Source organism: Ideonella azotifigens, from assembly GCF_021043325.1.
GTDB classification, from domain to species: domain Bacteria; phylum Pseudomonadota; class Gammaproteobacteria; order Burkholderiales; family Burkholderiaceae_C; genus Ideonella; species Ideonella azotifigens.
The window spans coordinates 36,437-59,535 of the sequence record NZ_JAJNKD010000008.1 but is presented as its reverse complement, the minus strand read 5'-3'; the positions used below and the strand labels follow the sequence as shown (position 1 = coordinate 59,535).

Below are 23,099 nucleotides of genomic sequence, written 5' to 3'. Positions count from 1 at the left end.
GAGCTTGGCGCCCCTCAATCGGCGCCCGTGAACGCCAGCTGCAGCGCGTCGCCCGTCGCCATGGCCCAGCCTTCGGCGCGCCAGGCTGAAAGCTGAGTCTCGCCTGCCTGGGTGGCGAGCACGCGGTCCAGCCGGGCGCGGTCCGCGGCCTCGTTGGGCTGGCGTTTGTCTTGGCCGTGGTCGTGGTACGCCCGGTCAGCGGCGCCGGCCAGTTGGGCGGCGATGCGGGTCCGGCCGTCCAGCGCGTGCAGCAGTGCAAATGCGTCCAGCGTGCACCACATGCAGCTGTCCTCGGCGAAGTGGCGCATGCGCTGTTGGCATTCGGCGACGACCTCGCGGGCGCGTGCCACATTGCCTTGTGCCAGCAGCACGCCCAGCAGGTTGCCCAGCAGGTTGAAGTCGTCCAGCGAGGGCTGGCGGGCGCGCAGGCGCGGCAGGAACTGGTTGGCCAGGCGCACGGCTTCATCAAGCCGGCCGGCGGCGCGTTCGAGGTCGGCCAGGTTGGCCACCGCGCGGGTCAGTGCGTCCCCCACATCGCCGTCGCGCTCGCGCAGCGCCACCACCGAGGCGAACAGCTCACGGGCCAGCGCGAAGTCGCCGCTGTCGGTGGCCAGCGTGGCTTCGGTGATGCGACGGCGGGCTTGCAGCCGCGCCGGCCAGGCGGGCTGCTCCAGCGCCTTGGCGCGTGCCAGCGCGGCGCGGGCTTCGGGGTGGTCCACCCGCCAGTTGAAGGCCAGGTCCACGCAGGCCAGGTACTCGCCGCGCGTGTCGCCCAGTTGCCGGTAGAGCGCCGCGGCTTTCGTGGCGGCCTCGCGCGTGCGCTGCGGGTATTCGACCGTGTGGCAGTGCACCACGCTTTCCCAGAAGCGGGCGCGCAGCGCCGCGGGCCAGGTGCCGTCCAGCAGTGGCAGCAGCTGTTCGCTGCGCTGCCGGCCCTCGGACAGCAGCGACAGCGCCTCCCACAGCGGCCAGGCGTTGGCGAACAGCGCGGCGGCCGTCTCGGCGTCGTGGGCCGTGGCCTCGTCCAGCGCGGCGCGCAGGTTGTCGATCTCCGGCAGCCAGCGCTCGCGCCAGGCCTTGGGCGGGTCGCCCCAGTGCGCGTCGTAGGCAACGGCCAGCACCTGGCTCAGGCCGCGGGCGAAGCCGCGCCGAGCCTCGTCGGCCTGCGGGTCGGCGGCCAGGCGCGCCTGGGCGTAGAGCCGGGTGGTTTCGAGCAGCCGGTAGCGCGCCGCGTGCGCGCGGTCCAGGCCCACCAGCGAGCGGTCCACCAGATCCAGGATGGCTTCGACCACGCGCTCAGGCGGCAGCTGCGCATCGGCCAGGCACAGCGCGGCGGTGTCCAGCTCGAAGGCGCCGGGGAAGACCGCGAGGCGGCGGAAGACCTGCTGTTCGGTTTCGCTCAGCAGGCCGTGGCTCCAGTCCAGCGCGGCGTCCAGCGCATTGCGGCGCGAGCGGGGTGTGGCGGTGCCTGGCCCGAGCAGGCCCAGGCGCTGGTGCAGCCGCCCGGCCAGCCCGGCCAGGCCCAGCGCCGGCAGGCGGGCCGCGGCGAGTTCGATGGCCAGCGCGTTGCCGTCCAATTCGCGGCAGACCTGCGCGGCGAGCTGCACCTCGGCGTCGCTGGCCGCGCTGTCGTGACTGTGGGTCCAGGCCAATGGGCGACCCGCGCTGCCGGCGCGTGCGGCCAGCAGCTGCATCGCACCGCTGCTGCGGGCCTGCGCGGCGCTGCAGCCTTCGGGCGGCAGCGCCAGCGGCGCCAGGCGGAACAGCTGTTCGCTGGGCGCGCGAAGCGGCACCTGGCTGGTGACCAGCAGCGACAGCGCGCGCGTGGCCGCCACCAGCGCCGCCGCCAGCGCGCTGACGGCCTCGGCCAGGTGCTCGGCGTTGTCCAGCACCAGCAGCATCTGCACCGGGCGCAGTCGGCGCGCCAAGGCGGCCAGCGGGTCCTCGCCTTCGGCCGGCTTGAAGCCCAGCGTGCGCGCGATGGTGGGCGCGAGCTGGGCCGGGTCGGACAGCGGCGCCAGGTCCACCCACCAGGCGCCGTCGCGCTGCTGGGGCTGGCGCTGCACCGCAGCCGTCATCGCCAGATGCGTCTTGCCCACGCCGGCTTCGCCGCACACCGTGACCAACGGTTGCGTGGCCAGAAGCGCCAACAGGTCCAGCAGCTCCGCCTCGCGGCCGATCAGCGGCGCGGGCCGGGCTGGCAGGTTGCCGGGCAATTCGTCCGACGGTGGGCGGGTGGCGGGCAGTTTCGGCGCTGCCAGCGCGCCGGCCTGCACCGGCAGCGCAAAGCGGTAGCCGCAACCAGCGATGGTGGCGATGGCGCGTGGCCCCAGCGCCTTGCGCAGCTGCGCCACATGCACGGCAATGTTGTTGTCCTCGACGATCAGGCCGGCCCAGACGCGCTGCATCAGCTCGTCCTTCGAGACCAGCTGGCCGGCGCGTTCGACCAGTGCCACCAGCACGCCAAAGGCGCGCGCCGTGAGCGCCACCGGCTCGCCCTGGCGCAGCAACTGGCGCTCGGCCGGCCACAGCTCGAAGTCGTCGAAGCGCAGGCAGGTGGGTGGGGCTGAAACTTCGGGGTCTGACCTTGAATTCATCGCGATTTCATCGGCGCTTCAGGACCGGGCGCGGCCGGCGCCGCAGCATGGAGGCCTTGTTCAACAGGAGGCCAACATGCCCAAGTTCGTGATCGAAAGAGACATCCCCGGTGCCGGCCAGCTTACACCGCAGGACCTCAAAGCCATCTCCCAAAAGTCATGCGGCGTGCTGAACAGCATGGGCCCCGGCATCCAGTGGATCCACAGCTACGTGACCGATGACCGCGTCTACTGCATCTACCAGGCGCCCGACGCGGCCACGGTCCGCCAGCACGCCGAACTCGGCGGCTTCCCGGCCAACAAGGTTTCGGAAGTGCGCACGGTGATCGACCCGGCCACGGCCGAGTGAGTCCCTCACGCCTCCACGGGTGAGGGCACGTCTTCGCGCAGCGCATCCACGTCGCGCTGCGGCGACCGGCCATAGAGACGGCTGTATTCGCGGCTGAACTGCGACGGGCTCTGGTAGCCCACGCGGTGGCCGGCGTTGGCGGCGGTGACCTGCTCCAGCAGCATCAGCCGGCGCGCCTCGTGCAGCCGCAGCTGTTTCTGGTACTGCAGCGGCGACAGGTTGGTCACCGCCTTGAACTGGTGGTGCAGCGAAGACACGCTCATGCCCACGCGGGCGGCCAGCGCTTCCACGCTCAGCGTTTCGGCGTGGTGCTCGCGCAGCCAGGCGGCCGCGCGGGCCACCTTGTTGCCGGGGGTTTCGGCCAGTGCCATGTGCAGCAGCCGGCCGCCCGCCGGGCCGACCAGCAGGCGGTAGAGGATCTCTTCCTGCAGCAGCGGCGCCAGCGCCGGGATGTCGCGCGGCGTGTCCAGCAGCCGCATCAGCCGCAGCGTGGCCTCCAGCAGCGCCGGGCAGGCCTTGTGCACGGCCACGCCGCGCGGCGCCCCCTGCGCAGGCGTGAGCGTGGCGGGCGGCAGGCGGCGCAGCAGGGCTTGCAGGCGGTCCGCCGGAATGGCCATGCCCAGCCCCAGGTGCGGTCGCTCGGGGCTGGCTTCGAGGATGCGCGAGACGACCGGCAGGTCGACCGACATCAGCAGGTAGTCGCCCACGCCGTAGTGGTAGACCTCGTTGCCCACGGTCAGGCTCTTGCGGCCCTGCAACACCATGCCGAAACACGGCCACTGGGCACCGAAGGAGGTGGCCGCGCCTGCGGTGCGGCGGTGGCAGCTGAAGCCTTCGATCTGGGTCTCGCAAGGGCCTTCCTCGCCCGCCTGCTCGGTAAAACGGGCAAGGCGTTCAGTCAGCTCGGCACATTGGGCGTCAATCGAGGGCATGCAAAAGGCTTGGCGGGACAGAGGTATGGGCAGGTTCTCATCTTGCCGCAGCAGCCCGGCCAAAGCAGCGGCGCTGAGGCCGGTTTGCAGGATCGGGCAAGACACTCGCAGGAACAAGCTACCGCCGGGTGGGCGAGGCGCCGGATCATGCAGGCCTTCACGCTTGCGGCCGAACTCGCCTTGGCCAGCCCCCTTCAGACGCCCCCCACGCCCTTGCCCACGATGCCGCTTGCCACGCTCGCCCCGCCGCCTTCACCTGCCCGCCGCCCCGCCCTGGCGCTGCCGCGCCCGCCCGGCCAGCGGCTGCGCGGGCGCGTGGCGCTGGTGACCGGTGCCACCCGTGGCGGCGGCGCTGCCATTGCCCGCGCCTTTGGCGCCGAGGGTGCGGCGGTGGTGGTGCACTACGCGACCGACCGCGCCGCCGCGCAGCGCGTGGTGGCCGACATCGCCGCCCAGGGTGGCCGTGCCTTCGCGGTGCCGGCCGACCTGGCCAGGCCGGAGGACGTGCGGCGCCTGTTGATCGAAACCCGCGCAGCTTTTGGCCGGCCGGACCTGGTGGTTAACCATGCGGCGATCCGGCGCAGCGTGCCGATCGAGCAGATCAGCGAGGCCGAGATCCGCCAGCTGTTCGAGGTCAATGTGTTTGGCGCGCTGCGGGTGGTGCAGGAGGCACTGAAGCACTTCGGCCCGGAGGGCGGCTGCATCATGAACATCGCCGCGCCCGAGCCTGCCCCTGGCGGCGTGCCGGCCAGTGCCCACGCCGCCACGCAGGGCGCACTGGCGCAGCTCACGCGTGGCCTGGCGCATGAGCTGGCCGGGCGCGGCATCCGCGTCAATGCCATCGTGCCGGCGCCGGACCTGCCGCTGCCAGCGGAGGCCGATGGCGAGCTGACCTGGGAACCACACGCCGCCAGCGACGCCGTGGCCCGCCAGGCCTTGCAGTTCGCACTGGCCGGCGCCGCGCTGGACGAGCTGCCGCCACTCCCCGCGCCGCGCACTCGCCGCCGGCCGGCTGCGCGACACTCCAGCCCATGAGTGTTTCCACCCCGCCCACCCGCTGCGCCTGGGCCGGCAGCGACCCGCTGATGCGGGCCTACCACGACACCGAATGGGGCGTGCCCGAGCATGACAGCCGCGCGCTGTGGGAAAAGCTGATGCTGGATGGCTTCCAGGCGGGCCTGGCCTGGATTACCGTGCTGCGCAAGCGCGAGGCGCTGCGGGCCGGTTTCGCCGGCTTCCAGCCTGAGAAGGTGGCCCGCTTCGGCGAGGCCGACGTGGCGCGGCTGCTGGGCGACGCCGGCATCATCCGCTCGCGCGCCAAGATCGCGGCGACCATCAAGGGCGCGCAGATCTACTGCGAGATGGCCGAACGCGGCGAGTCCTTCAGCGAGTTCTGCTGGGGCTTCACCGATGGCCGTGTGCTGATGGGCGACGGCCACCAGCGGCCCACCGAAACGGCGCTGTCGCAGCAGATCTCCAAGGCCCTGAAGCAGCGCGGCTTCAAGTTCGTCGGCCCGGTCATCGTCTATGCGTGGATGCAGGCAATGGGCATGGTGAACGACCATGACCACGCCTGCTTCCGGCGCGTTCAGTAGCCCGCGGGCGCCTGCGCCGTGGCGGCGGGTGGCGCCAGCCAGACCTCGATCACGCCCGGCGTGGGCGTGAGGCGCGAGGGCAGCGGCTGGATGGTCCAGCTGCCTTCGACCTTCACGCGGCTGGTCAGCAGCTTGGCGCAGGCGTCCCAGTCCGGTGCCTGGTGGTCATGCACCACCAGGCGGTTGACGGCCGCGGCCTTGGGCGCGTGTCGGCCGTTGCGCCGCGCGCTGTCCCACACGTCTTCCACCGCCGGCACCTTGGCGCCCAGCAGCTGCCACTGCTCGCGCAGTGCCGCCACGCTGTCGCGCTGCTCGGGCCCGAAGATCTGCACGTAGACCGTCTTGCCGGCGCACAGCTGCGACGGCGGTCGCTCGACCTTCTTGCCCGGCTGCGGTGGGGGCGGCGGCGGAGGTGGAGGCGGCAGGGTTTCGCTGGCAGGGCCGTCGGGGCTTGAGCCAACGATCACTGGCAGGTCTGGTGGCGGTGGTGGCGCCGTGGGGGCGGGCTCCGGCGGCGGGGGCGGCGGCAGGGCCGCGGTGACCAGCTTCGGGGCAACCGGCGGGCAGTTGACACGGTCTCCGGCCGAGGCGCCGTAGTCGCGGATCCAGTACTGCGGCAGGCAGACCGGCGTGGCGTCGTCGAGCAGGCACGAGAGGTTCTGGTCGCGGTTCAGCAGCAGCTCGCAGGATGGGTGGCGAGGGGACGAGGCCTTGCAGCTGTCCCGGGTGCTGGTCAGGATGGTCTGCAACAGCCGCGATTGGTGGAAGGCTTGGCTGTTGCTGTCGTTGCACGAGGCATCGCTGATGCGCAGCAGCGCGGTGGCGATCTCGCCCAGCCCGGTGTCCGCCGGGTGCAGGCCGGGGCCGGGGGCCAGGTGGCCGTAGAGGTCGGTCAGTTCCTTCAGCACCACCGGATCGACGTTGCGGGCCTTGTGCACCTTGTCCAGCTGCTCGTTGATGGCCTGCCAGCCGGTGGCACCCAGCGTGGCCATCGCGCCCAGGCTGATGGACGCGGTGACGGCGCCGGTGGCGGCAATGCGCGAGGGCAGGCGCTTGGGGGCGGTCTGGCTGTGCTTCTCGCCCGAGGTGTCGGCCACGGCGATGCTGCCGTCGTCCGGCTCGAACCAGTCGCCGGCATGGTGGCAGAGGTGGCAGATGAAGCTGTGGCTCAGCTGGCCGCCCAGTGCATCGCCGAGCTGAAAATAGCTTTCCCACTGGGCTTCGCTGAAGAACTGGTCGGTCGTGGGCTCCTGCGGGAACAGCGGGTTGTCGGCCTTGAAGTTGACCAGGTCGACCGGCAGGCCGTCGCACATGTTGGGCTTGACGATGACCAGGTGGCCGGTCTTGCCGCTGCGCCGGTAGTGCACCTGGGCCAGCGCCAGGCAGGCCTGGCTGTCCGCGGAGGCCAGGTCGTTGAGCGAGCCGAAGGCGGTTGGGACCTGGGTCATCGGCGGTTCGCAGGGTGGGCAATCGGCGGCTTCGGCCGGCGGGGGCGGTGCGGCGGATTGCTGCAGGCGCGGCTTCAGGAAGACGATGTCGGCCTGCAGGTCGATGCGGGCCTTGCGCACCAGGTTTTCCAGGTCACCGAAGGCGTAGCGCGGGTCGGCTGCGCAGTCCGCCAGCACGATGAGCTGGCATTCCTCGCGCAGCAGGGCGTAGGCGCCGGTGTTCTCGAAGTGGCCGCCGTCGCTGAGGAACCAGTCGCGGCGCAGGTCGCCATCAAAGCGGCCGCGCAGCTCGGCCAGCAACTGGCCGTACTTGCCGGTGATGGGCGGCAGCGGCTCGCCAGCGCCGCGCTGCACCGGGCTGCTGTCCCACCAGTGGCCCAGGCGCACGCCGGCCAGCGTGAGCAGCGCGGCCAGGCCCGAGCGGGTGCTGGCGCCCAGGCCGGGCGCCACCGCGGCGCCGGAAATGGCGGTCCAGCCGCCCAGGCTGAGGCAGCCGGGCGCGGCCACGCTGCGCCAGTCGCCCGGGCCCACGCGCACCTGGCCTTGCGGGCCGACGCTCATCGGCAGGCCCTTGCGGTCCTGGTTGAACAGGCCGCCACGCGGCACGCGGGTCTGGTTCAGGCAGACGTTGATCAGGTGCACAGGCCCGCCGGCCAGGTGGGGCTGGTAGTCGGCCATGGGCACGTCGTCGGCCGGGTGCACCTCGGCGATGGCGACCTGCAGGTCTTGCGCCGAGAGCTGGCGCGGATAGGGCGCGGTGGCGGCGGGGGTGCCGGGCGTGAAGCGCTGCACGTTGGCAGCACCGAGGTAGCTGCGCACCAGCCGCGCGCGGTAGAAGGCGAACAGCGAGGAGCGGTTCAGGAACTCGCGGTTGTGCGCCGAGACCAGCAGCATGCCCAGCGGCGGCAGCACGCCGATGGCCAGCCACTCCCAGCTCAGCCGGTACTGCAGCAGCTGCGAGCTGCGGTTCAGCGGGAACAGCGAGAGCGTGGCGCTGCGGTGCAGCAGGCTGATCCAGAACACCAGCAGCACCAGCACGGCCAGCGCGCCCAGCACATTGGCCAAGTCCATCAGCCGGCCGCGCATCGCGGGCGTGAGGCTGCGCGGCAGGTCCGAGATCTTGGGCAGCACCGCGCGCAGCACCACCACCGTCAGCGCGATGGCGGTGCCGGCCGCGCCCTGGTTCCAGTCGGTCACCTTGGCCAGGGTCCAGGCCAGGGAGTCCACCAGGCCCAGCCCGGCGATCACCAGGCCGAGCTGCAGCGTGGCGGCGAGCCGGCTGGTCAGCTGGTTGCGCGAGCGGTCGGGCTCGCTGGTGGCGGCGCGGGTCAGGCGCCAGGCCATCAGCGTGCCGGCGGGCCAGGCCAGCAGCATGCCGCCAGCGCACAGCATCAGCAGCGCCGGCACCTGCAGGTCGCCTTCCGCCGCAGCGCCATCGGCGCCTTGAGCGCCTTGCCACTGGTAGACCAGCCACAGGCACAGCGCGAGGCTGACGGCCGCCGTGAGCCAGCGCGAGCCGGGCAGGCAGCGGCCGGCGGTGGCCGGCAGGATCCAGTAGGTGGTGGAGAGCACCGCGCCCCACCAGACCAGCGGCGGCAGCAGCAGCCAGGGGGTGGGCCAGTTGGACAGCACGGCCAGCGTGTCCACCGAGACGCCCGGCGGCCGCCAGCAGCCAGGGCTGCCGTAGATGCAGTCGGCCCAGGCCCAGATGGCCAGGTCGAAGCCCACCAGCAGGCTGCCCAGCAGCAGGCTCATGACGGCCAGCTCGACGTGCACGCCGACGAGGTTGCGACCGAAATTGGCCGCCGCGAACAAGGTGTCCTGGCCGCCGCGCGGGATCAGGTAGCGGCCGTTGGCGCGCAGCCAGAAGGCAAACCAGCGCCGGTCGGCATCGGCCAGCGCCTGCTCGATCTTGTCCGCCCCCTGGCCGCTGCTGCGCGCCTCCTGGAACAGCTTGCCGATCATCGCGCCGATGTAGCCGCCGCCCGAGACGGTGGACATCAGGTCGAAGCGGTGGAAGATGCCGTTGCCGGCCAGCGCCTTCAGCAGCCCGAAGCAGAAAGTGGCACTGCGCACGCCGCCGCCCGACAGCGCCAGGCCCCAGCGGCCGCTGTCCAGCCCGGCCCGCAGCTCGGCTGAGAGTTTGGCCCGGCGTGCGGCCACCAGCGCGGCCATGCCGTCGGTGGCGGCATCGGCCGGCGGCGCTGCTTGCGTCGCTGTTTCAGGCGGCTCGACGGGCGAAGGGACGGGTGGCGTCATCGAAGGCTCCAGGGCAGGCCTGGCCGCCTGCGGGCGTTGGCGCCAGCCTGCGCGCCGCCCCGGGGCGCGGCAATCCCTCTTCGGAGTGAGCAGGTGCACCCGCCGGGCAGGCTGCGCCGCCTGCGCGCACCGAAGAGTGCGGCAAATCACGCTGCGCCCATGGCGTCCCTTGAGCTTGGCGTTTCGGTGCCGATACAGCGCAAGATCAATCGGCATCGGCAAGGGAGCGTGTCATGGGCATGACCAGCAACATGAAGATCGGGACCCGTCTGTCCCTGGGGTTTGGCGTCGTCATCGCCATTGCACTGGGCATGGCCGGCGTCGGCTTTGCGAAGCTGTCCGAGATCCAGCGCTCGGTCGAGCAGCTGACCAGCGACCGCCTGGTCAAGGTCGACCAGCTCTCGCAGACCAAGGACAACATGAACGTGGTGGCGCGTGGTGTGCGCAACATCGTGCTGATGTCCGAGCCCGAAGGTCGGGCCAAGGAAAAGCAGCGCATCGACGAGATGCGGGCCAAGAATGCCGAGCTGGCCCGGCTGCTGGATGCCTCGGTGCACAGCGAGCGTGGCCACGCGCTGCTGGCCGCGGTGCAGGCAGCGCTCAAGCCGTATGAGGTGGCGATGGACAAGGCCATTGCGCTGGGCATGGCCAACGACGACGAAGAGGCCACGCGCATGCTGCTGAAGGACGTGCGGCCCCTGCAGCAGACGTATTTCAAGGCAGTGGACGAGCTGGTGGCGATGCAGCAGCAGGAGATGCGCGACGCGGTCACGCAGATCCAGGGCGACGCCGCCTCCAGCAGCGTGCTGATGCTGGTGCTGGCCACGGTGGCGGCGGTCTGCGGTGGCCTGCTGGCCTTCCTGATCCGCCGATCGGTGGTGACGCCGCTGCGCCAGGCCGTGGGCGTGGCGCGCACGGTGGCCTCGGGTGACCTGAGCTCGAAGATCGAGGTGACCTCACGCGACGAAACCGGTGAGCTGCTGCAGGCCATGAAGGACATGAACGAAGGCCTGGTGCGCCTGGTCTCGCAGGTGCGCGACAGCAGTGAGAGCATTGCCACCGGCTCGGCCGAGATCGCCACCGGCGCGGCCGACCTGAGCCAGCGCACCGAGGAGCAGGCCAGCAACCTGCAGCAGACGGCGGCATCGATGGAGCAGCTGACCGGCTCGGTGCGCAACAGCAGCGATTCGGCCCGCCAGGCCAGCGAGCTGGCCGCGCGTGGCGTGGACGCGGCGCTGCGTGGCGGTCAGGCGGTTGGCCAGATGGTCAGCACGATGGCAGACATCTCGCAGGCCTCGCGCCAGGTGGCCGACATCCTGTCGGTGATCGACGGCATTGCCTTCCAGACCAACATCCTGGCGCTGAATGCCGCGGTCGAAGCCGCGCGGGCCGGCGAGCAGGGCAAGGGTTTTGCGGTCGTGGCCAGCGAAGTGCGCACGCTGGCGCAGCGCTCGGCCGAAGCGGCCAGGCAGATCAAGACGCTGATCCAGCACAGCGTGGAGCGGGTCGAGGCCGGCACGCGGCAGGTCGCGCTGGCGGGTGGCGAGATGGACGCGATCGTCGCCGAGGTGCGGCGGGTCAGTGGGCTGATCGGCGAGATATCCACTGCCAGCGCCGAGCAGAGCACCGGCATTGGCCAGATCGGCGACGCCGTCAGCCAGCTGGACGACGTGACCCAGCAGAACGCCGCGCTGGTCGAGCAGAGCAGCGCAGCGGCCGAGAGCCTGCGCGAGCAGTCGGCCAGGCTGGCCGGCCTGGTGCGCGCGTTCCGGCTGGAAGGCGCAGCGGCCGTGCCGATGCCGGCCTGATCCATCGCACTACACCCGCTTACCAACACGCCAACAGGGCCTTGTCATCAGGGAGGGCGGGCGGTGCGTTGTGCTGACCGGGCCGGCTGACGCTGGTCCGGCTTTCCACAACGACATTCGCCCGATGAAACCCCTCTTCAAACTGGCGCTGGCCGTGTTGGCCACCGCGGCCGCCTGCCACGCCTCGGCCGAGATCACCTTCTTCGAGCACCCCGACTTCCAGGGTCGCGCCGTCACGCTGCACCACCCGGTCGACAACTTCGAGCGACGCGGGTTCAACGACCAGGCCTCCTCGGTCATCGTGCGCGGTGAGCCTTGGGAGGTTTGCGAACACGCCGACTTCGGTGGGCGCTGCGTGGTGCTGCGGCCGGGCGAGTACCCGTCGCTGCATGAATTCCACCTGAGCAACAAGCTCTCTTCGGCCCGCGAGGCTGGCCGCGATGAGGGGCGTTACGACCCACCCCCGCCGCCACCCATTCAGGCGCAAGGCCAGGTCACGCTGTTCGAGCATGACGGCTTCCGCGGCCGCTCGTTCAGCGCCGAGCAGGACATCCCTGACTTCCGCCGCTTCGGTTTCAATGACCGTGCCTCGTCTGTGACGGTGGCCGGCGGAGCCTGGGAGGTCTGCGAGCATCCTGAATACAGTGGCCGCTGCATGATCCTGCGACCCGGCCGTTACCCGGATCTCGGCTCGATGGGCATGAACGACCGCGTGTCGTCGATGCGCTGGCTGCGTCCGGCGGCGCACTACGAAGAGTGGCGCTACGCCCCGTCACCGGTGCCGCTGCCTGCTCCGGTCCCGGTTTACGACTGGCACCGCCGTCCCCAGGAACGCCTGGTCGAAGTGCCGGTGAGCGCGGTGCATGCGGTCTACACCGGACCGCAGCAGCAGCGCTGCTGGATCGAGCGTGAACAGGTGGTGCAGCGCGAACCCAATCCGGCCGGTGCGCTGGTGGGCGGCGTGATTGGCGGCATCCTGGGTCACCAGATCGGTGGCGGCCACGGCAGTGGCGCGGTTGGGGCTTTTGCGGGCGCGGTGGTCGGCGCCAATGCTGGCGGTGGGACGGTGGTGTCGACCCAGGGTGTGCAGCGCTGCGCCAGCAGCCCGCCGCAAGGCCGCCCGGACTACTGGGACGTGACCTACTACTACCGCGGCGTGGAACACCACGTGCAGACCTCGAATCCGCCCGGCCCGTCGCTGACGATCAGCGAGGACGGCGAACCGCGGCTGTGAGGGTTGTGAGTGCTTTCGCCAGAGCTGCTGAACGGGCCGCGGCGCGGCTGGCAGGACTGGCGGAAGCGGTGAGATTCGAACTCACGGAGGGGATGAACCCTCGCCGGTTTTCAAGACCGGTGCCTTAAACCGCTCGGCCACGCTTCCCTTGCTGGGGCAGAGATGGTAACTCAGCCCGGTGCCTGCGCTTGCTGGCACTGGACCTGGATGACCTCGCGGCGGCCGCCGTCCACGCGCACGGCGGTCAACTGGCCACCCCAGATGCAGCCGGTGTCCAGCGCCAGCAGTTCGGGGCTGTCGATCAGGCCCAGCGTGGACCAGTGGCCGAAGGCCATCGGTTGGCCTGCCGTGAGGCGGGTTTCGTGCGCGAACCAGGGGCGCATGCCGGGTGGGGCGGCGTCGGCGCCGTCCTTGGTCGCGAAGTCCAGCGTGCCGTCGGCCGCGCAGAAGCGGATGCGGGTCAGCACGTTGACGACTGCGCGCAGCCTGTCGTTGCCTTGCAGCGTGTCGTCCCAGCGGGCGGGGCGGTCGCCGTACATGACCTGCAGGAAGTCGTTCAGGCCGGGGCCATGGATCATGGCCTCGACCTCGCGCGCCAGCGAGAGCGTCTGCCCGGGGGTCCATTGCGGCACCACGCCGGCATGCACCATCAGCCAGCCGTCGCTGAGGTCGGCCAGCTTGCGCTGGCGCATCCAGTCCAGCCAGGCTTCGCGCTCGGTGTCTTCTAGGATGGGTGCCAGCGTGTCCTTGCGGTTGGGCTTGCGCACGCCAGCGGCCACGGCCAGCAGGTGCAGGTCGTGGTTGCCGAGCAGGCAGGTGGCGCTGGCGCCGAGCGCGCGCAGGCTGCGCAACGTGCCGAGTGAATCAGGGCCGCGATTGACCAGGTCGCCGAGCAGGTGCACGTGGTCGCGAGAAGGCGAGAAGTCGATCTGGGCGAGCAGGCGCGCCAAGGCGTCGCAACAGCCCTGGAGGTCGCCGATGAGGTAGTGCATGGGGCGATTCTGCTACGCTCGCAACCCCATTCACTTCGCGTTGCGGCCCGGAATTTGCAGGCCGCGTTCCATGGACTTTGCCCTACTTGCGTTCCTGATCTTCATCAACGGGCTGTTCGCCATGTCGGAAATGGCGCTTGCCGCCAGCCGCAAGGCGCGGCTGCAGGTGATGGTGGAGGCCGGCGAGCGCGGCGCGAGCGCAGCGATTGCGCTGCACGAGAACCCCACGCGCTTCCTGTCCACGGTGCAGATCGGCATCACTTCGATTGGTGTGCTGAATGGCATCGTCGGCGAGGCGGCCTTCTCTGCGCCGGTGGCGTTGTGGCTGAGGTCGATCTTCCCGCTGCTGGGCGAGCGCGCAGCGGACCTGACGGCCACCGCGCTGGTGGTGATGATCATCACCATCCTCAGCATCATCTTTGGCGAACTGGTGCCCAAGCGCCTGGGCCAGATGTACCCGGAGACGGTGGCGCGGCTGGTGGCCCAGCCGATGCAGTGGCTCTCCGTGGGAGCGCGGCCGCTGGTCTGGCTGCTGGCGGCCTGCACCGAAACCACGCTGCGGCTGTTCGGCATCAAGGGCGGTCCGTCACGCAGCGTGACGGAAGAAGAGATCGCTGCCAGCCTGGAAGAGGGGCTGGATGCGGGCGTGATCGAGGCGCAGGAGCACCAGATGGTGCGCAATGTGTTCCGCCTGGACGACCGGCAGATCGGCTCGATGATGATTCCGCGCGCGGAAATCACCTGGCTGGATGTCAACGCGAGCATCGAGGAAGTGCTGCGCGTGGTGGCCGAAGAGGAGCACTCGCGCTACCCGGTCTGCCGCGGCGGGCTGGACGATGTGATTGGCGTGGTCGCCGCGCACAGCCTGATCCGCCCGGTGGCCGAGAGCCGGCTGGCCTCGCTGGCCGACCACTTGCAGCCGCCGGTGTTCGTGCCGGAGACGCTGTCGGGCATGGAGCTGCTGGAGCATTTCCGCACCACCGGCGCGGACCTGGTGTTCGTGGTCGACGAATATGGCGCGGTGCAGGGCGTGATCACGATGCGCGAGGTGATGGAAGCCATCACCGGCGAATTCAGCAACCCGGGCGAAGAAGACGCCTGGGCGGTGCAGCGTGCCGACGGCAGCTGGCTGGTCGACGGCCTGATGCCGACGCCCGAGCTGAAGGACCGGCTTGAATTGAAAGAATTGCCCGAGGAAGACCGCGGGCGCTACAACACCCTGGCAGGCATGATCATGCTGTTGCTGGGCCGGCTGCCGCACACCACCGACACGGTGGAGTGGGGCGGTTGGCGCTTCGAGGTGGTGGACCTCGATGGCAAGCGCGTCGACAAGGTGCTTGCCAGTCGCCTGCATGAATCTGGAGAACCCGATTGATCAACCCTGAACTGCACAAGAAACCCACCGCGCTGGATCGCGACAAGCATCGCAACCTGAAGCTGCGCACGGCCCTCAGCAACCTGAAGGCTTCCACCGGCCTGAACTCGCTGTTCCTGACCACCGCCGAATTCGGCGATGCGTGCAAGGAATACCCCATCCTGTTCCTGGCCGCTGGCAAGGACGAGCAGGGCAAGGAGCAGGTCGCACCGGTCGCCGTTTTCGGCGTCACCCAGGGCGAAAACCTGTTCCTGCAGGCCGATGGCCGCTGGGACGCGTTCTACGTGCCGGCGGCCCTGCGCGCCTATCCGTTCACGATGGCGCGCGTCGGCCCGGACCAGTTCGCCGTGGTGCTGGACGAAAGCTGGGAAGGCTTCTCGACCGAGGAAGGCGAAGCCATCTTCGGTGCCGACGGCCAGCCCACGCCGATGATCACCGAGCTGCGCAAGTTCATCGAGCAGCTGGAAGTCGAGACCGAGCGCACGCGCCTGGCCGGCCAACGCATGATGGAGCTGAAGCTGCTGCAGCCCAAGCGCTTCGACGCCACGCTGCCAGACGGCAGCACGCTGACGGTCGATGGCTTCCTGGCCGTGGACGAAGAGCGCCTGGCGCAGCTGACCGATGCCGAGACGCTGGAACTGGCCCGCAATGGCCTGCTATCGCTCATGCACGCGCACCAGATCTCGATGGGCAACATGCGTCGCCTGATCGACCGCCGCGTCGCGGCATTGGCCAACAAGGCCTGATCGGCTCAGCCGGCCAGCTCGCCTTCCACGGCGAGCGCCGGCGCCTGTCTGGTCGGATCTCGCGCGGCCCGCATGCCATCAAGTGACCAGAGCCCGCTGCCGCACGAAGTCGTCGAACGCGGCCAGCAGCGGCAGGTAGTTTGCGGGGGCTTGTTCGAGTTGACCCAGCGCCAGGCAACAGGCTTCCAGCGTCGAGCGCTGGGCGGCCTGTGGCGCCTGGCGCAGCGAGCCATAGCGCGAAGGCGGCGGCGTTTGCAATGACAGGCGAGGCAGGGCTTGCAGGCCGGGGTTCAGCAGCAGCATCTTCAGGCTCTTGCGCCAGGTGCCGTCAATGACTACCAATTGGCCTGGCATGGCAGCGACGGCCGCAGGCACTGCTGGCTGCGAGCCCAGCACTGCTTCGGGATAGAGCAGCAGGCTGTGGCCCGGCGGCCCCAGCCAGTCGGCCAGCAAGCCTGGGTCGAACCGCTCGCCTGTTTCCACGCGACAGTCGGCCAGGCTCAGCTGCAGCAACGGCACGCTGCCCTTCGGATGGCCGGTTTCCAGCGGATGCTGCAGCACCAGCACAGGCACCTCATTGGTTACCGGTCGCGCAAAGCTGCACAGGCAGCCGCGCAGGGGTCGGTGGCAACGCGGGCAAGCGGGCCGGGAGGCCATGGCGGGGCGGTTCAACGGATGGCGGTGGAGGGCGGCCAGGATCTTGGCATGCCGTTGCCTGTCTCAGCCGAAAAACACATGGCGCCGCACCATGCCCGAAACCCTTTCCGGGCCACTATGCCCCGGGATAGCGGGCTGTCTGTGGACGAAGCTCATGCCCGCATTGCAGCCGCGCCACAGCCGTTTGACTGGCTCGGCGGTAGACGGTGGGCGGTGCCGCTGGCCGGCAGGGGTCCGGGCCGTTGGACGAGGTCCGGGGCACCGCCCGAGGCGGGCGATGAGGTTCAGGTGTGGCCGCTTGAAGGGCTGGTCTAAGCGATTGCCCTGAACGAGTCATCCGCCAATCTCATGATGATCCCCCTGAGCTGGGGGGACGACGAGTTCAGGTGAGCTAGGTAACATCCTCGGCCGCAGCCCCGCCGGTCGAACGCAGTGAAACCATTGAGGTCAGGCGGTAGGCGTTGTACAACAAGGTGGAGGGATATTCATGAGGTCCAGTTTGCGTGCGCAGTGGCGTGCTCCGATGACATTGGCGTGGGGCATGGCTTTCGGCATTGTGTTTGGCAGTGCAGTTGCCGCACCGCCAGCCGTTGAGGTCTTTGCTGCCCAGCCATTGTTGGACGACTTCCGTTTGTCGCCAGATGGTCTGCGCCTTGTGGGTTTCATGAACATCGGCGGCAAGTCGTCGCTGGTCACCGGCAACTGGGACGGTTCAGGCATTCGGCCGATACTGGACACGGACAACAACAAGTTCCTGTTCAACTGGGTGCAGTGGGTCAACAACGAGCGCTTGGTGGTCAGCCTTCGGTTCCCTTCGACCACGCGAGGGGCCGTGGCCTGGGAAACCCGGGCACTGGCCATGGACCTCAAGGGCGAGAACGTTGTCAATCTGGTGCCGCCGCCTCGCCAGTCCAACAGCAAGTGGCTGGCCCAGCACCAGGACAACGTGATCGATTGGCTGCCCCAGGACGGGCAGCATGTGCTGATGTCCATCGTTGAGGACTTCTACATCTTTGCCCCTGGGGTCTATCTGGTCGACGTGAACACGGGCAAGCGCACTCAGGTCCTGGGTCCGCGTGAGAACGTTTGGACGTGGCTGACGGACGCCCAGCATCAAATACGCGTCGGTGTTCGTGCGGACGAGGAAAAGGACTTGGTCGAGGTGATCGGCCGGGATTCCGACAAGGGCGACTGGCGCAAGCTCTGGAGCTACAGCTTCTTTGATCGCAAGGACATCCACCCAATTGCCTTCGGTCGTGATCCGCAAACGCTGTATGTCACGGCTTTGAAGGGGGACTATCAAGCGCTCTACCTTGCACACCTCGACAAGCTGGATGCCCAGGGGCAACCGACCATGGACCTGGTTGCTGCGCGGGAAAATGAGCATGTAGCGAATATTCGCCGGTTGTCAAATGGGGAACTGGTGGGATTTGGCTACGTGCGCGAGGGTGATGCGGCTCGGGCATTCATTGACGAGTCTCTGAAGGATTTGGCCACGGACATTGACCGTCTCCTGCCCAAGCGCTTCAACTTCATCTATGGATTCAGCCAGGACCGGAACAGATACCTGGTCAACTCTTCAGGCAACGGCGTTCCCGGGCAGTTGTTGGTGGGAGACCGCAAGGCTGGCACGCTCAAGCTGATTGGCGATCGCTATCCCGATCTGAAACCCGAAGACCTGTCCGGCAAGCGCCGCATCAATTTCAAGGCCCGTGACGGCCTTGAGATCAAGGGTTTCCTGACGGTGCCCAAGTCCGATACCCCCGAGGAAGGCTGGCCCATGGTCGTGCTGCCTCACGGCGGGCCGATTTCGCAAGACGACATCGACTTCGATCCTTGGACGGAGTTGCTGGCATCTCGTGGCTATGCGGTGTTGCAGATCAATTTCCGAGGTTCGAGCAATCTGGGACGGAGCTTCCAGGATGCCGGCCTGCAGCGCTGGGGCATGGAGATGCAGGATGACCTGACCGATGGCGTGCAATGGGCCTTGGGCGCTCACATTGCGAACCCCAAGCGCATGTGCATCGTCGGTGCGAGCTATGGTGGCTACGCTGCCTTGATGGGTGCGGTGAAGACGCCGGACCTGTACCGCTGTGCGGTCAGCTTCGCCGGGGTCAGCAACCTGGTCGACATCTCAAGGAACTGGGCGGGCTTTGGCGGCAGCAAGGTGGCCGACAAGCAACTCGGCAACTACTGGAACGACCGGGACCGGCTGAAGCAAACCTCGCCCGCTTACCGTGCTGCCGAGATCAAGGTCCCTGTCCTGCTGGTGCATGGGACGGTGGATGCCCAGGTGCCCTACGACCAGACCGTGCAGATGGACAAGGCGCTCAAGGCCGCCGGCAAGAATCACCGCTTCGTGACGCTGGAGGGGGGCGACCACAACCTGGTCCGCCAGAGCGATCATGTGAAGTTCCTCGACGAAACGCTGAAGTTCCTGGACCAGAACATCGGCCCTGGTTCGGCGGCGGTGAAGTGATTCCGGAGTTTTTGCGAGTCGCAGTGGCCGCGCCAACATCGCGTTCGGTATCGACCCTCTGCGTCCTGGCGGTCGCTGCCGGCGCTGGCTGGGCGCAGACACCTGGCGGTGGGGCGCCGTCTTCAGGCGATGAGGTTCCGGCGTCGCCGCGTGCTGTTCCGGTGGCTGCGTTCGCCACCCTGCCCGCCATCCAGTCCCTGGCCTTGTCGCCCGACGGACAGCATCTGGCAGGCATTGCCCACAAGGCCAACGGTTCGGTGGTATTCACCAGCCGGTTTGATGGTTCGGAGTTGAAGGGCGCGCTCGAAACCGATGATCGGAAGTTCCAGCTGAACTGGGTTCGTTGGGCGAACAACCAGCGACTGGTGGTGAGCACGGGCTTCACTTCGAAAATCCGCGGGGTTTCCATCCGGCAGTCGCGAGCGTTGGCGATGGACGCCGACGGTGGTCACCTAGTGCAGCTCGCACCTTCGGAGTCCTTTTCGCAGGATCGCGTCGTCGACTGGAATCCGGACGATGGGCAACACGTCCTGATGCGTCAGTTCGGCATGATCCTGGAAGTGGACGTCAACACCGGCAAGGACAAGATGCTTCAGTCCGGACGGGATTACACCAGCTGGCTGGTCGACGCGCAGCATCGCGTGAGGTTGGCGGTGCGCGGGCGCGAGGACGGGGTTCAGATCTCCGTGCGGGACAACGCCGGCGCAGACTGGCGGGTGCTATGGCGCTTCAAAGCTGAAGATCCCAAGACTGTCTACCCGATCGCGTTCGGCGACGATCCCAATTTGTTGTATTTCACGGCCGAAGAGAATGATCGGCTGGCCCTTTTCTCGGCCAAGCTCGACGACCTGGACGAGGCGGGTGAACCCAAGAGGCACTTGCTGGCAGCCAGCGACGCAGATGATTTTGCTGGTGTGCGGTTTGCGCCCGGCACACATCGTCTGATTGGCTACACCGGCCCTGGGGAAGGTGATGCAGCCAGGGCGTTCATACCCGAAGATCTGAAGGAGCTTGCGCGGGCCATCGATGAAGTCCTGCCCGGCCGCTTCAATCGCATTGGGCCTTTCAGCGCGGACAGCGAGCGCTATGTGGTGTCGTCGAGTGGCAATGGCGTGCCGCCGGAACTGTATGTGGGCGAAAGGCGCAGCGGCTTGCTGAGGCTGGTCGTGCGGCAATATCCCGAGCTCGATCCTTCCCAGATGACAGGTAAGCGAAGCATCGGCTACAAGTCACGCGATGGTCTAGCCATCCGCGGCTACCTCACCTTGCCCAAGGGTCAGAAGCCCGCTGCCGGATGGCCCATGGTCCTCATGCCACATGGCGGCCCCATCTGGTCCGACGACAAGGATTTCGATCCCTGGGCGGAACTGTTGGCATCGCGCGGCTATGCCGTGCTGCAGGTGAACTTCCGGGGGTCCGATTCACAAGGCATCAGCTTCATCAAGGCCGGCCTGAAGAAGTGGGGCCTGGAGATGCAGGACGATCTCACGGACGGCGTGCAATGGGCGGTCGCCGAACGTCATGCCGATCCGTCGCGCATCTGCGTGGCTGGCGCCAGCTTTGGTGGGTATGCGGCCCTGATGGGCGCCGTGAAGACGCCGGATCTTTATCGCTGTGCCGTCAGTTTCGCGGGGGTTTCCGATCTGGTAACCCTGTCTCGCCACACGGCCGACCTGTTCAACACCGCGGGGCTGGACAAGATGATGGGCAACTACTGGTACGACCGGCAGCAGCTCAAGGCCACATCTCCAGCCCAGCGGGCTGCGGAGATCAAGGTACCGGTGCTGCTGGTGCACGGCACGGCCGACGCATCAGTGCCCTACGAGCAGTCTGAGCTCATGGCCAAGGCGTTGAAGAGCGCCGGCAAACAGTTCGAGTTCATCACCCAGGAGGCTGGTGACCATCAACTATCCCTGCAGGAGCACCGTCAGGAGTTCTTCGCCGCCCTGGTGCGTTTCCTGGATACCCATCTCGGTGCCGGGAAACTGGTGACGAAAGCGGCCGCCAACTAAACATTGCTTGTCGCCCGCACCTCTTCCAAGGTCGTCAACCCCGCCAGCACCTTCTCAATGCCATCCTGCCGCAGCGTGCGCAGGCCTTCTGCCAGCGCTTGCTGCTGGATGTCGTCGGCGCGGGTGCTGGTCTGGATCAGGTGGCGGAGTTGGCGGGAGACGGTGAGCAGTTCGTGCACGCCGACGCGGCCGCGCACCCCCGTCTGGCTGCAGTGGCTGCAGCCGGGGCTGTGGTAGCGCAGCAGGCGGCCTTGTTCGTCGCCGAAGCGTTGCTGCCATTCGCTCAGCAGGCCGTCGCGCGTGGGGGAGCCTGCGCGGCCGCGGGACCAGGCGTGCAGGTAGTCGTCCAGCAGTTCGTCGCGCTGTTCGGCTGACATCGGCTCGGTCGTGCGGCAGTGGGCGCAGAGCTTGCGGACCAGGCGCTGGGCCAGCACGGCGAGCAGCGAGTCGGCGAAGTTGAACGGGTCCATGCCCATGTCCAGCAGTCGCGTGACCGTTTCGGCGGCGCTGTTGGTGTGCAGCGTGGACAGCACCAGGTGGCCCGTCAGCGAGGATTCGACGGCGATCTTGGCGGTCTCCTGGTCGCGGATTTCGCCGACCATGATGACGTCCGGATCGGCGCGCAGGAAGGCGCGCAAGGCCTTGGCGAAGGTCCAGTCGATCTTGGGGTTCACCTGCACCTGGCGCAGGCCGGGCTGGGTGATTTCGACCGGGTCCTCGGCCGTCCAGATCTTGCGCTCGGGCACGTTGATGTGGCTGAGCGCGGAGTGCAGCGTGGTGGTCTTGCCCGAGCCCGTGGGGCCGACGCACAGCACCAGGCCGTAGGGGCGCTCCACGGCCTCTTTCAGGGCTTTGACGTTGCGCGGCGACAGGCTCAGCTGGTCCAGCGGGATGGGCCGGGCCGAGGCCAGGATGCGCAGCACCGCGTCTTCAAGGTTGTTGCTGGTCGGGATGGTCGCCACGCGCAGCTCGACCGGGCAGGACGGCACGAAACGCGCGAAGTTGATCTTGCCGTCCTGTGGGCGGCGGCGCTCCGAGATGTCCAGGTCGCACATGATCTTGATGCGGGCGATCATGGCGCTGCGGTAGCTGGGCGGCAGCTCCAGGTAAGGGCGCAGCATGCCGTCGCGGCGGAAGCGGATGCGCAGCTTCTCCGAGCCTGGGTGGCTCTCGATGTGAATGTCGGACACGCCCTGGCTGTAGGCCTCGACGATCATGGTGTTGATCAGCCGCACCAGCGTGTTGTCGGATTGCTCGATGGTGTCGTCGGCCGGCACGTCCACGGTGCGGCTCAACTCCAGGTCGGCCAGCAGCCGTTCGGTGCCGCCTTCGTCGAAATTCAGGCCAACCGGTTCGATCAGGCCGATGCTGAGCGAGTCTTCATAGCCGTGCTTCTGGTAGGCCACCTGGATGACGTGGGCCAGGTTGTCGCTGGCGGAGAGCACCGGCACGATCTTGCCTTGGGCGAGGAAGGCCAGTTCTTCCAGCACGTCGCCGCGCGACGGGTCTTCCAGTGCCACCACCAGCCGGCCGGCAAGCGCCTGCAGCGGCAGCACGTTCATGCGCCTGGCCACGGGCAGCGGAATCTGCTTGAGCGCCGCCGGGTCCACCGGGTAGGTGTCGACCTGCACCACCGGGTAGCCCATCTTGCGGGCCAGCGCGGTGCGCAGCTCGTTGCGGTCGATGTGGCCGCCGCGCACCAGCAACTCGCCCAGTGGCACCGAGCGGTTGCCGCGTTGTTCTGCCAGCGCGTGGTCCAGTTGCGCAGGCGTGATGAAACCGAGCGCCAGCAAGGCTTCGCCGATGCGCACCATCGGCATGCGGGACTGCGAGGACAGCGCAGTTTCCAGTTGCTCGCGCGAGAGCACGTTCTGGTTCATCAGCACGTCGCCCAGGCGCTGCTCGCGCAGGCCTTCCTGCTCGGCCAGCACGTTGGCGATCTGGGCCGGCGTGGCGCTGTGAGCGGCCAGCAGCACCTCGCCCAGCACCGGGCCGAAGCTGGCGCGCGCGTACACGCCCTTGGCGCAGAAGACGCGCCGCACCGTGCCACCTTCGTCCAGCGGCTGAAACAGGAACAGGCCATGCACGTTCTCGACGTGGCCAATGGTGCGGCCAGTGAGTTGCGTGCCATCGCCCAGCTCGAGCTGATACGCCACCGTGGGGTGGAAGTCCATCAGCTCGGCGGGCGCCGCCCCGCGACTCATGAACGAAGGCGACAGCGGGGCCAGCAGGGTCAGCCTGCGGAACTGCGAGAGCTTGACTGGTACCGTCGTGCGCGAAGGCGGCAGCTGCACCAGCAGCTGATCCTCGGCCGGCGAGAACAGCGTCATGCGCGCCTTCATGATCTTGCCGTTCAGGCCCTCGATCTCGCAGGCCTCGGGTTCGCACTGCGGCAAGCCTGGCGAATAGCAAGGGTAGGGCGGCGTGGGCCAGACGAAGCCGCCTGGGGCAAGGCCCTGGCCTGCGGCAGGCGGCGGGTGGCCCTCCGGCGGGGCCAGTGACAGCGGCGGAAGCGACAGGTCGGTCATCTCGGGCGGGCAGCGCGGCGGCAAGGCCCCGGTGGCCGAACGGCATCCGGGGAAACGGCCCCATCGTAGGGTGCTCGCGCTGGCAGGA

Annotated in this window: 15 protein-coding genes and 1 tRNA gene; 9 read left to right on the top strand and 7 right to left on the bottom strand. The window is 68.5% G+C overall.

From position 1 onward, the window contains the following. Positions 1-14 precede the first annotated feature (14 nt). Positions 15-2,597, bottom strand: a complete 2,583-nt coding sequence (locus tag LRH25_RS17555) for an ATP-binding protein (protein WP_231011827.1) — start codon at positions 2,595-2,597, stop codon at positions 15-17. Positions 2,598-2,673: 76 nt separating this feature from the next. Here LRH25_RS17555 and LRH25_RS17550 point away from each other — a divergent pair, with 76 nt between their 5' ends. After that, complete coding sequence (locus LRH25_RS17550; protein ID WP_141292070.1) at positions 2,674-2,946, top strand: DUF4242 domain-containing protein; 273 nt, start codon at positions 2,674-2,676, stop codon at positions 2,944-2,946. A gap of 5 nt (positions 2,947-2,951) precedes the next feature. Here LRH25_RS17550 and LRH25_RS17545 read toward each other — a convergent pair whose 3' ends face one another. Next, complete coding sequence (locus LRH25_RS17545) at positions 2,952-3,878, bottom strand: AraC family transcriptional regulator (RefSeq protein WP_231011825.1); 927 nt, start codon at positions 3,876-3,878, stop codon at positions 2,952-2,954. A gap of 147 nt (positions 3,879-4,025) precedes the next feature. On the opposite strand from LRH25_RS17545, the gene LRH25_RS17540 reads away from it, so the two are divergent. Continuing rightward, entirely contained in the window at positions 4,026-4,913 is an 888-nt protein-coding gene (locus LRH25_RS17540) for an SDR family NAD(P)-dependent oxidoreductase (protein ID WP_231011823.1), read from the top strand. Beyond that, the gene (locus LRH25_RS17535; protein ID WP_231011817.1) at positions 4,910-5,473 is read left to right on the top strand and encodes a DNA-3-methyladenine glycosylase I; all 564 of its coding nucleotides are present in this window, start codon (positions 4,910-4,912) and stop codon (positions 5,471-5,473) included. Before LRH25_RS17540 ends, LRH25_RS17535 begins: the two co-directional genes overlap by 4 nt. Here the strand turns inward: LRH25_RS17535 and LRH25_RS33150 are convergent. Then, entirely contained in the window at positions 5,467-9,180 is a 3,714-nt protein-coding gene (locus tag LRH25_RS33150) for a patatin-like phospholipase family protein (RefSeq protein ID WP_310742431.1), read from the bottom strand. The genes LRH25_RS17535 and LRH25_RS33150 overlap by 7 nt on opposite strands. 233 nt (positions 9,181-9,413) lie before the next feature. On the opposite strand from LRH25_RS33150, the gene LRH25_RS17520 reads away from it, so the two are divergent. Together LRH25_RS17520 and LRH25_RS17515 are read left to right on the top strand one after the other, a co-directional pair. Continuing rightward, positions 9,414-10,988 carry a methyl-accepting chemotaxis protein gene (locus LRH25_RS17520; protein WP_141286307.1) on the top strand — a complete coding sequence of 525 codons (1,575 nt, stop codon included), beginning with the start codon at positions 9,414-9,416 and terminating at the stop codon, positions 10,986-10,988. A gap of 124 nt (positions 10,989-11,112) precedes the next feature. Further along, a complete protein-coding gene (locus LRH25_RS17515) occupies positions 11,113-12,222 on the top strand; it encodes a beta/gamma-crystallin (protein ID WP_141286305.1) in 1,110 nt (369 codons plus the stop codon). 57 nt (positions 12,223-12,279) lie between these two features. On the opposite strand, the gene LRH25_RS17510 is transcribed toward LRH25_RS17515, so the two are convergent. Next, positions 12,280-12,369, bottom strand: a tRNA-Ser gene (locus LRH25_RS17510). A 23-nt stretch (positions 12,370-12,392) separates the two neighbouring features. Further along, a complete protein-coding gene (locus LRH25_RS17505; protein ID WP_141286303.1) occupies positions 12,393-13,214 on the bottom strand; it encodes a symmetrical bis(5'-nucleosyl)-tetraphosphatase in 822 nt (273 codons plus the stop codon). Between the two features lie 70 nt (positions 13,215-13,284). Between LRH25_RS17505 and LRH25_RS17500 the strand changes: the two genes are divergently transcribed. Together LRH25_RS17500 and LRH25_RS17495 are read left to right on the top strand one after the other, a co-directional pair. Further along, on the top strand, positions 13,285-14,589 hold the full coding sequence (locus LRH25_RS17500; RefSeq protein WP_141286301.1) for a hemolysin family protein: 1,305 nt from the start codon (positions 13,285-13,287) through the stop codon (positions 14,587-14,589). Continuing rightward, the gene (locus LRH25_RS17495) at positions 14,586-15,335 is read left to right on the top strand and encodes a SapC family protein (protein WP_170200782.1); all 750 of its coding nucleotides are present in this window, start codon (positions 14,586-14,588) and stop codon (positions 15,333-15,335) included. The genes LRH25_RS17500 and LRH25_RS17495 overlap by 4 nt, the downstream gene beginning before the upstream one ends. Before the next feature lie 78 nt (positions 15,336-15,413). Here LRH25_RS17495 and LRH25_RS17490 read toward each other — a convergent pair whose 3' ends face one another. Beyond that, entirely contained in the window at positions 15,414-15,992 is a 579-nt protein-coding gene (locus tag LRH25_RS17490; protein WP_141286309.1) for a tRNA-uridine aminocarboxypropyltransferase, read from the bottom strand. 487 nt (positions 15,993-16,479) lie between these two features. On the opposite strand from LRH25_RS17490, the gene LRH25_RS17485 reads away from it, so the two are divergent. Both LRH25_RS17485 and LRH25_RS33145 read left to right on the top strand, forming a co-directional pair. Beyond that, positions 16,480-18,471, top strand: a complete 1,992-nt coding sequence (locus LRH25_RS17485; RefSeq protein ID WP_141286297.1) for an alpha/beta hydrolase family protein — start codon at positions 16,480-16,482, stop codon at positions 18,469-18,471. 161 nt (positions 18,472-18,632) lie between these two features. Then, complete coding sequence (locus LRH25_RS33145) at positions 18,633-20,483, top strand: S9 family peptidase (protein ID WP_141286295.1); 1,851 nt, start codon at positions 18,633-18,635, stop codon at positions 20,481-20,483. On the opposite strand, the gene LRH25_RS17475 is transcribed toward LRH25_RS33145, so the two are convergent. Further along, complete coding sequence (locus LRH25_RS17475) at positions 20,480-23,011, bottom strand: GspE/PulE family protein (RefSeq protein WP_141286293.1); 2,532 nt, start codon at positions 23,009-23,011, stop codon at positions 20,480-20,482. The genes LRH25_RS33145 and LRH25_RS17475 overlap by 4 nt on opposite strands. Positions 23,012-23,099 lie beyond the last annotated feature (88 nt).